This window comes from Billgrantia antri (assembly GCF_019430905.1).
Lineage (GTDB): Bacteria > Pseudomonadota > Gammaproteobacteria > Pseudomonadales > Halomonadaceae > Halomonas > Halomonas antri.
In genome coordinates this window covers 378,096-385,567 of sequence record NZ_JAHYCA010000005.1, presented here as the reverse complement: position 1 = coordinate 385,567, position 7,472 = coordinate 378,096, and the positions used below count along the sequence as shown (strand labels likewise).

Sequence of the window (7,472 nt, the reverse complement as noted above, 5' to 3'; positions counted from 1 at the left end):
CTTCTCGGCGAGTTCGCAGGCGCGCTCGACCTCGGCGGTCGTGCCGCCGCCATAGGTGGACGCGAGGGTCTCGCCGGTGGCGGGATTGACGGCGTTGATGGGCTGGGAACTGCCGCTGACGGCTTCGCGGCCGATCAGCATCTTGCCTTCCAGGGACATGTTGGGCTCCTGCGGGGATTGTCGATGAATGACTCGTACCGACGGGCGCATTCCACGACGCCCATCTTTATCCTGCGGGAGAGAAAGAGTAAGTTCAATCTCTGAACTTATGTCTCGACTACGACTTTGGTCGGCCGCGCTGCCAGCGGGAGCAGCGGGAGCAGCGGGTCAGCTGAGGTCGCTGGGGCCATGGATGATGCTGGCCAGCACCTGGGCTGCGGCGCCGCGGGCGGCGATGAAGGTGGAGTCCTCGATCACTCGCAACGGGACCTGCTGGGTCGTTCCCAACAGCCGGTTCTGATTGGCCTTGAAGTAGTCGAGAGCGGGCGACAGCAGTGCTTCGCCCAGCCGGGTCAGCGAGCCGCCCAGCACGATCTCGGAGGGGTTCTGGGTATGGTGAAGGTTGAGCAGCAGGATGCCCAGCGCCTCGCCGGCCCGGCGCAGCGTAACCTGCACGTCGGGCTCGTTCAGGCGTGGCAACAGGGCCTCGATGAGATCCTCCTCCTCGGCGATGCCCAGTGCCGCGCGGATCGACCAGCCGCTGACCAGGGTCTCGGCGCAGCCGCGGTTGCCGCAGTGGCAGTAGAGACCGCCGGGCTGCAGCACGGTATGACCGATTTCGCCGGCCAGACCCTGAACGCCGCGAGTCACCAGGGGAAGGTGGCTGCCCTCGACCATGCCACTGCCAATCCCGGTGCCGGCGCTGACGTACATCAGCGATTCGGGAATATTGCCGGTGCGGAAATAGAGCTCGCCGAAGGCGGCCGACTTGGCTTCGTTGTCCATCACCCAGGTGCCTTCCAGGCGGGGCAGGTGAGGGCGCAGCAGGTCGAGAAAGCGAATGTCGCGCCAGCCCAGGTTGGGTGCCAGGCGTAGTACGGCTTTGCCTGGCGCGATGGGGCCTGGCAGGGCGACCCCCAGGCCCAGGCTGTGGCGGCCCTTCACCGATGCCGTGTGCATCAGCCCGCGCAGCAGTTCCGCGAGCAGCTCGGCGGTAACCTCCGGGGTGGTCGGCACGAGGTGCTCGTGGTGCGATTCGAGCACCTGGCCGGAGAGGGTGCAGGCGATCAGGCGCAAGCCGTGCACGCCCACTTCGGCACCGAACAGCACATGGTTGTCGTCGTTGAGATGCAGGGCGCGACCCGGGCGGCCGCCGCTGCTCTTCAACAGCTCGCCCTCGCGCAGCCAGCCCTGGTTCAGCAGCGACTGCACGCCGGCGCCGACGGTGGCTTTGGTGAGCTGGGCCTGGGTGGCGATGTCAGCCCGGGTGAGTCCGGGAGTGCGGCGTACCAGTTCGAGAATGGCGCTGCGATTGAGCCGCTTGAGGAAGTGGAGGTCGCCCGCCTTGTGCTGCTGCTGGTAGCTGGTTGACATAGATGAACGAGGCCTTGCAGTCCCTACGCCAGGAGCGTAACGGAAGAAACGAATGAAGCCGGACGCCTGTGATCGCGCTCCGATGATGCCACTCCACGCCGAGACGCGCGAGGGCTACTCTCCCCTTGTCGGCTCGAAGCGGTGGTAATAGTTGGTTCCAAGACTAAACGAATCGCTTCCTCCCGGCCATGCTGCCGCAGGGCCGCAGGTCTTTTTCGACTGGAGGTGGATGCATCTGATTTGGCTGGTTAAAAGAACAAATAATACCAACGTATCATTGCCGTGTTTGGGAGGCTTGTTCAGTCTCTAGTTAGTAAATAGAAAAAACTAAGTGGAGAAAGCATGAGCAACGACGCGGCACGCTACCCCAGCCTCGAGCAGCGGGTGGTCTTCATTACCGGCGGCGGTAGCGGCATCGGCGCCGAGCTGACCCGAGCCTTTCATCGGCAGGGAGCGCGAGTCGCTTTCGTCGACATCGACGATGCCGCCAGCCAGGCCTTGGTGGAGACACTGGAGGCGGAAACGGGACGATCGCCGCGCTACCGCCGCTGCGACATACGCGATGTCGAGGCTCTGCAGGGTGTGATCGCCGATGTGGGACGCGAGCTGGGGCCGATCCATACACTGGTCAACAACGCCGCCAACGACGATCGCCATACTTGGCAGGAGGTCGACGTCGCCTACTGGGACGAGCGCATGTCGCTCAACCTGCGGCCGATGTTCTTCGCCGCCCAGGCGGCGGCGCACCAGATGATCGAGGCCGGCGGCGGCGCGATCATCAACTTCGGCTCGATCAGCGTACAGATGGCCATTCCCGAACTGTCGAGCTACGTCACCGCCAAGGCGGCGGTACATGGCCTGACCCGCAGCCTGGCGCGCGATCTTGGCCGCTACAACGTTCGCGTCAATACGCTGGTGCCCGGCTCGGTCATGACCGAGCGCCAGTTGCAGAAGTGGATCGGCCCCGAGGAGGAGGCGTCGATCCAGGCCCATCAGTGCTTGAAGCTACGGCTCGAGCCACGCCACATCGCGCCGGCCGTGCTGTTCCTGGCCAGCACCGAGAGCGCGGCGATCACCGGCCAGGAGCTCGCCGTCGACGGGGGCTGGGGCTGAGCCGCCAAAGCCATTCGTTAAACACAGTGCATTCATTCGCTTACAACACAACAAGGAGCTCGCCATGCACATTCTTCCACCGCATCTGCCCAAGGCGGAACATGCCAAACGGACCCTGGCTGCGTCGGTAGCCATTGCAGCCGGTCTCGCCGCGTTCGCTGCGGCGGCCGACACCACTGTGCGGGTGCTCAGGGTCGAGATCAGCGACGTCGAGAAGCAGTACTACGAAGACGTCGTCACCGAATACGAAGCGCAGAATCCAGAGGTCGACGTGGTCTTCGAATACATCGCCAACGAAGCCTACAAGACGCGCCTGCCGACCTTGCTGCAGTCCGACCAGCGTCCCGACATCTTCTACAGCTGGGGTGGCGAAGGGCTGCGCGACCAGGTCGAGGCCGGCTTCGTGCGCGATCTCACCGACGAGATGCAGGACGGTTGGCAGGATCTCTACCCCGAGTCGGCCGTGCGAGCCTTCACGCTGGACGAGCGCATCTATGGTGCACCGCTCTACGCTACCGTGGTGGGCTTCTGGGCCAACACCGCGCTGACCGAGCAGGCCGGGGTCGATATCGAGGCCATCGAGACCTGGGAAGATCTGCAGCGGGCAGTGACGACCCTGCGCGAAAGCGGCATCACGCCGGCGGTGGTGGGCGGCCAGGATGGCTGGCCGATGCATTTCTACTGGGGCTATCTGGCCACGCGGCTGGCCGGCGGTGAAGGGATCGAGGCGGCCAAGCAGGGCGAGAACGGCGGCTTCGATGGTGAGCCCTTCGTGCGTGCCGGCGAGCTGTTGCAGTCGTTCGTCGAACTGGAACCGTTCCAGTCGGGCTTCATGGCGACCACCTACGAGCGTGCCAGCGCCATGTTCGGCGACGGCGAAGCGGCCCTGCACCTGATGGGCGACTGGGACTACATCCCCTCCAAGGAGCGCTCCATGAGCGGCGAGGGCGTGCCCGATGAGGACCTCGAGTTCATCCGCTTTCCCCGGGTGGAGGGGGGCGCCGGCAACGATGACAGCTTCGGCGGCATGAACGGTTTCGCCGTGACCCGCGACGCCTCCGACGAGGCGGTCGACTTCCTGCGCTTCCTGCTCAATGAGGAGAACCAGCGTGAAGCCGCCCGTTTGGGCATTTTCGTGCCGGTAGCCCATGGTTCCGAGGAGGCGCTCGACACGCCCTACGCACGCAAGGTGGCAGAGATCCTCAGCGAGTCCAACTTCCACCAGGTCTTCCTCGACCAGGCGCTGGGCACCTCGGTCGGTGCCACGGTCAACGATATCAGCGGCGACCTGGCCCAGGGCGCGACCACGCCCGAGGAGGCGGCCGCCCGGGTCGAAGAGGCCTGGCAGTTCCGCTGAACCGGTTCGCTGAATCATGCGACGCCCGGCGCCGCACTCTCGCCGTGCCGGGCCATATCCCCTTGAACGGTATCTGCCATGACTACCATGACCCGACCCGCCGTGCACAGGAGAAGCAACGCCGACCGCTTGCGGCAGGGACTGGCCAGCGGCAAGTTCACCGCCGTGCTGATCCTGCTGCCGCCGGCGCTGATCCTGTTCTCGCTATTCGTGATCCTGCCGCTGGCCGATGCGGCCTACTACAGCGCCTTCTCGTGGAACGGCTACGGCTCGCCGAGCGATTTCGTCGGCACCCAGAATTACGCGCGCCTGCTCGACCATTCGGTGTTCCATACTGCGTTGTGGAATACCGCCAAGCTGATTCTCGTCTCGCTGATCATCCAGATGCCGCTGGCCCTGGGCCTGGCGCTGCTGGTGTATCGCAAGACGCCGACCAATACGCTGTTCCGGCTAGTGTTCTTCCTGCCTTATATCCTTGCCGAAGTGGCAGCAGGGTTGATCTGGAGCTTCGTCTTCGACGGCGACTACGGCATCACCGCCTTCATGTTCCAGGCCTTGGGGCAGGAGTCGGTCTACGTGCTGGCCGACCGCCAGTGGGCCTTCCCGGCAATCATGACGGTGATCGTGTGGAAGTACTTCGGCTTCCACATGATGATCTACATCGCTGCGCTGCAGAGCGTGCCCAAGGATCTGATCGAGGCGGCCAAGCTCGAAGGGGCCAAGCCGCGCCAGGTGGCGCTGTTCGTGCAGATCCCGATGATCAAGCACGCCATCGTGGTGAGCGGTTTCTTTGCCATCATCGGCTCGCTGCAGATCTTCGATATCATCATTCCGATGACCAACGGTGGGCCCTCGAACTCGACCCATACCATCGTCACCTATCTCTATACCTTCGGTCTGTCGCGGCTCAACATCGGCTTCGGTAGCGCTGCCGCCGTGGTGCTGTTCGTGCTCGCCATCGGCATCGCACTGTTCTACCAGCGGGCCACGGCGAAGGAGGAGCGTCCATGAACAGCGTGACCTTCCGCAATACGCTGCGCGTGATCGTGTTGATCCTGGTGGCCAGCCTGGTCATTGGACCGCTGCTGGCTTCCTTCTTCGGTGGCTTCAAGAGCAACGCCGAGCTGCGCACCAATCCGCTGGGCCTGCCGGATACCTGGAACGCGGAGAACTACGTTGCGATCTTCCTCGACGGCGCTTTCTGGCGCTACCTGGGCAACTCGTTATTGATCTCGTCGATGACGGTATTGCTGACCCTGGTGGTGGGTGCGGCGGCGGCCTACGTGTTCTCGCAGATCCGCTTCTTCGGCTCGAAGATGATCCTCTCCTACCTGCTGCTGGGGCTGATGTTTCCCTTCGCCGCGGCAATCCTGCCGCTGTTCATCAAGGTGCGCGATCTGGGCCTGCTGGATACCTACTGGGCGGTCATCCTACCGCAGACGGCCTTCGGCCTGTCGTTGGCGATCCTGCTATTCAAGGCGTTCTTCGATCAGCTGCCTCGAGAGCTGTTCGAGGCCGCCTACGTCGACGGCTGCAGCTACCTGCGCTTCTTCTGGTCGTTCACCCTGCCGCTGTCGACGCCGATCCTGGCCACCGTGGGGGTATTCGTCTTCGTGCAGAGCTGGAACAACTTCCTGCTGCCGCTGGTGGTGCTCAACGACCGCTCCATCTACACCTGGCCGCTCGGCATGATGCAGTTCCAGGGCGAATACCTGACCCAGTGGAACATGATCCTGGCGTTCGTGACGCTGACCATCACGCCGGCGGTGATCTTCTTCCTCGCCGCGCAGAAATACATCGTGGCCGGACTGACCGGCGGCTCCGTCAAGGGATGACACCGATGACCGATACCCTCCGCAACCCGATTCTCCCCGGCTTCAACCCCGACCCCTCGATCTGCCGAGTGGGCGAGGACTACTACATCGCCACCTCCACCTTCGAGTGGTACCCCGGGGTGCAGATCCACCATTCGCGGGACCTGGCCAACTGGCGGCTGCTCAGCCGGCCGCTGGCCCGCGCCGCCCAGCTCGACATGCGCGGCAATCCCGACTCCTGCGGCATCTGGGCACCGTGCCTTTCCTATGCCGACGGCCTGTTCTGGCTGATCTACACCGACATGAAGCGCTACGAGGGCAACTTCAAGGACGGCCACAACTACCTGGTCACCGCACCCAGCATCGAGGGGCCGTGGAGCGATCCGGTGTATCTCAACTCCAGCGGCTTCGATCCCTCGCTGTTCCACGACGACGACGGCCGCAAGTGGTTGGTCAATCTCAAGTGGGACTATCGCCGGCGCGAGGGCGGCGACCGCTTCGGCGGAATCCTGCTGCAGGAGTACGACGTCGAGCGCAGGCAGTTGGTCGGCCCGATCCGCAACATCTTCGCCGGCACTGAGATGAAGCTTACCGAGGGGCCGCATCTTTATCGCCGCGACGGCTGGTACCACCTGCTGGTGGCCGAGGGCGGCACCGGCTACGACCACGCCGTGACCATGGCCCGCTCGCGCGAGATCGCCGGCCCCTATGAGGTGCACCCGGACAACCCGGTGCTGACCAGCCGCCAGGAGCCGGACAACCCGCTGCAGCGTGCCGGCCATGCCGATCTGGTCGATACGCCGGAAGGCGAGACCTTTATGGTGCACCTGTGCGGGCGGCCGCTGCCCGGCACGCGCCGCTCGCCGCTGGGGCGCGAGACGGCCATCCAGCGGGTCGAATGGGGCTCGGACGGCTGGCTGCGTCTGGCCCATGGCGGCAATACCCCGGCGCTGGAACTGACCATCTCCGGTGCTAAGGCCGGCATGGAGCAGCGTAGACCGGCGGCCGAGGAAACCTATGAATTCAAGCCCGGCCCGCTGCCGGCGGCGTTCCAGTGGCTGCGCAGCCCCGAGTCCGAGCGGCTGTTCTCGCTCGACGCCCGGCCCGGCTACCTGCGCCTGTTCGGCCGCGAGTCGGTGGGCTCCTGGTTCGAGCAGGCGCTGGTGGCCAGGCGCCAGGACAGCTGGCACTGCAGCGCCGAGACCGAGCTCGAGTTCGAGCCGGACGACATCCAGCAGTTCGCCGGGCTGATCGCCTACTACAACCGCTTCAAGTTCCACTATCTAGCAGTGAGCCTGAACGACGAGGGCGACAGGGTGCTCAGCGTGATGAGCTGCCACGACGAGTGGCCAAGCGGGCAGCTCGACATCGCCGAGCCCGGCGTGGTGCTCGAGCCCGGCCTGCCGGTGCGCCTCGGCCTCGACATCCGCGAGCGCGAGCTGCAGTTCCGCTTCGCCCAGGGCGGCGGCGAGTGGCGTTCGATCGGCCCGGCGCTGGACGCCGGCTTGCTATCGGACGAGGGCAGCGGTCGTGCCCATGGCTACTTCACCGGCAACTTCCTGGGTATGGCGGCCCATGACATCAGCGGACGCGCCATGCCGGCGGACTTCGCCGGGTTCCGCTACCGCCGCAACGAACGCTGATTCAATTTCTGC

At 64.8% G+C, this 7,472-nt stretch carries 6 protein-coding genes; 5 read left to right on the top strand and 1 reads right to left on the bottom strand.

Annotated elements, in window-relative coordinates; genetic code table 11:
- Nucleotides 1–327: 327 nt before the first annotated feature.
- Entirely contained in the window at nt 328–1,533 is a 1,206-nt protein-coding gene (locus tag KPL81_RS15350; protein WP_219792920.1) for an ROK family protein, read from the bottom strand.
- A 342-nt stretch (nt 1,534–1,875) separates the two neighbouring features.
- Between KPL81_RS15350 and KPL81_RS15345 the strand changes: the two genes are divergently transcribed.
- From KPL81_RS15345 to KPL81_RS15325, 5 genes are all read left to right on the top strand, one after another.
- The gene (locus KPL81_RS15345; protein ID WP_219792919.1) at nt 1,876–2,646 is read left to right on the top strand and encodes an SDR family NAD(P)-dependent oxidoreductase; all 771 of its coding nucleotides are present in this window, start codon (nt 1,876–1,878) and stop codon (nt 2,644–2,646) included.
- A gap of 64 nt (nt 2,647–2,710) precedes the next feature.
- Nucleotides 2,711–4,003, top strand: coding sequence for an ABC transporter substrate-binding protein (locus KPL81_RS15340; RefSeq protein WP_219792918.1), 1,293 nt, complete (start codon nt 2,711–2,713; stop codon nt 4,001–4,003).
- A 78-nt stretch (nt 4,004–4,081) separates the two neighbouring features.
- Nucleotides 4,082–5,014 (top strand): carbohydrate ABC transporter permease, encoded by a 933-nt coding sequence (locus tag KPL81_RS15335; RefSeq protein ID WP_209477146.1) that lies wholly within the window; start codon nt 4,082–4,084, stop codon nt 5,012–5,014.
- Nucleotides 5,011–5,838, top strand: a complete 828-nt coding sequence (locus tag KPL81_RS15330; RefSeq protein WP_219792917.1) for a carbohydrate ABC transporter permease — start codon at nt 5,011–5,013, stop codon at nt 5,836–5,838. The genes KPL81_RS15335 and KPL81_RS15330 overlap by 4 nt, the downstream gene beginning before the upstream one ends.
- A gap of 5 nt (nt 5,839–5,843) precedes the next feature.
- Complete coding sequence (locus tag KPL81_RS15325; protein WP_219792916.1) at nt 5,844–7,460, top strand: glycoside hydrolase family 43 protein; 1,617 nt, start codon at nt 5,844–5,846, stop codon at nt 7,458–7,460.
- Nucleotides 7,461–7,472: the final 12 nt, after the last annotated feature.

Coding starts and splice junctions, on each gene's coding strand:
- KPL81_RS15350 (WP_219792920.1), bottom strand. CDS start 1,533: ATGTCAACCAGCTACCAGCAGCAGCACAAGGCGGGCGACCTCCACTTC.
- KPL81_RS15345 (WP_219792919.1), top strand. CDS start 1,876: ATGAGCAACGACGCGGCACGCTACCCCAGCCTCGAGCAGCGGGTGGTC.
- KPL81_RS15340 (WP_219792918.1), top strand. CDS start 2,711: ATGCACATTCTTCCACCGCATCTGCCCAAGGCGGAACATGCCAAACGG.
- KPL81_RS15335 (WP_209477146.1), top strand. CDS start 4,082: ATGACTACCATGACCCGACCCGCCGTGCACAGGAGAAGCAACGCCGAC.
- KPL81_RS15330 (WP_219792917.1), top strand. CDS start 5,011: ATGAACAGCGTGACCTTCCGCAATACGCTGCGCGTGATCGTGTTGATC.
- KPL81_RS15325 (WP_219792916.1), top strand. CDS start 5,844: ATGACCGATACCCTCCGCAACCCGATTCTCCCCGGCTTCAACCCCGAC.